This window comes from Pseudomonas sp. (assembly GCF_049590575.1).
Taxonomy (GTDB): domain Bacteria; phylum Pseudomonadota; class Gammaproteobacteria; order Pseudomonadales; family Pseudomonadaceae; genus Aquipseudomonas.
On record NZ_JBAWDE010000002.1, the window covers coordinates 1 to 1,516 of the forward strand.

Below are 1,516 nucleotides of genomic sequence, written 5' to 3' on the forward strand. Positions count from 1 at the left end.
CCGCCAGCGACACCGACGACGGCGCCGGCAAAATCAGCAATTCGTCCGCCGCCACCTGCCGCGCCAAACTGGCGCCCACGCCATAGAACATCGGGTCGCCGCTGGCCAGCACGCACACCGGCTCGCCGCGCCGCGTCAGCACCGGCTCCAGGGAAAACGGGCTCGGCCACAGCTGGCGTTCACCGCGAATACACACCGGCAACAAGTCCAACTGGCGCTGGCCGCCTATAATCCGAGTGGCGCGCAACAGGGCATGCCGGGCATTTCTGCCGAGCCCCTTGAAGCCGTCTTCACCGATGCCTACAACCGTCAGCCAGGGCGACATATCAATTCCTTGAACGACATCCGACGGGCAGGCTTTTCATGCCGCCGGACAAAGCAGGCATAATACCGCGCCTTTACCCGTCAACCGGTAGCCCCGTGAACCCAACGCCCGCTCTAAATACCTTGCGCCCCTCGGCTTGTCCGGGGTTGCTGCGTATTGTCCAGGCGCTGGACGGCGGCATTTGCCGGATCAAGCTCGCCGGTGGTTCGATCAGCGCTGTCCAGGCCCACGCCGTGGCTGATGCGGCCCAGGCCTATGCGGGCGGGGTGATCGAGGCAACCAACCGCGCCAACCTGCAGATCCGTGGGATCGGCGCCGAGCAGGACGCCCTGATCGCCGCACTGCTCGCCGCCGGCCTTGGCCCGAACAACGCCGCCGGCGACGACGTGCGCAACCTGATGCTCAGCCCCAGCGCCGGTATCGACCCGCAGATGCTGTTCGATACGCGCCCGCTGGCCGAGCAGATCCTCGCCACGCTGCAAAACCATCCGCGGTTTCATCAGCTGTCGGCCAAGTTCGCCGTGCAGCTGGATGGCGGCGAGGCCCTGGCGATGCTCGAACATCACCACGACCTGTGGTTGTCGGCGTTTGAGCGCGACGGCCAAACCCTGCTCGCCTTTGGCCTGGCCGGTTGCCCGGGGCTGGATGCGCCGCTGGCAGCCGTGCCGCTGGAGCAGGGCCACGCGCTGGTCGTTGCAGTGTTGGAGCTGTTTCTCGACCTGGCGACCCCCACGCAAACCCGCATGCGCCATCTGGCTGTGGATAACTTCATGGGGCATCTAACGCTGCCGCTGCTGTCGGTGGACGGCTTCAAACGCCCGGCCAGCGGCGCGTTGCTGCACCTCGGGAGTTATCCACAGCGCCAGCAAGACCAATATTACGTCGCCGCCGTGGCGCCCTTGGGCCGTCTCGATTCGACGATGCTCAACGGCGTCGCGCAGCTCGCCCGCGAGCAGGGTGACGGCACGCTGCGCTTCACGCCCTGGCAGGGCGTGCTGCTGCCCAATGTCAAACACCCTGCGGCGGTCACCGAACGCCTGCAGCAGTTGGGCTTCCTGTGTTCGGCCGACCAACCGCTGGCGCGCTTGATCGCCTGCACCGGTTCCAGTGGTTGCGGCAAAGGCCTGGCCGACACCAAGGCCGATGCCGTGCAACTGGCCGCGCTGCAGCCCGGCGCCGAGGTGCACCTGT

At 66.8% G+C, this 1,516-nt stretch carries 2 protein-coding genes; one reads left to right on the plus strand and one right to left on the minus strand.

What is annotated here, in order from left to right; translation table 11 throughout:
- The coding region (locus WBR57_RS00010; protein ID WP_424080967.1) for an SAM-dependent methyltransferase at positions 1–325 on the minus strand (325 nt) is incomplete at its 3' end.
- 38 nt (positions 326–363) lie between these two features.
- Between WBR57_RS00010 and cobG the strand changes: the two genes are divergently transcribed.
- Positions 364–1,516, plus strand: a 1,153-nt coding sequence (gene cobG / locus WBR57_RS00015; RefSeq protein WP_424080969.1) for a precorrin-3B synthase, incomplete at its 3' end; no start/stop codon positions are given.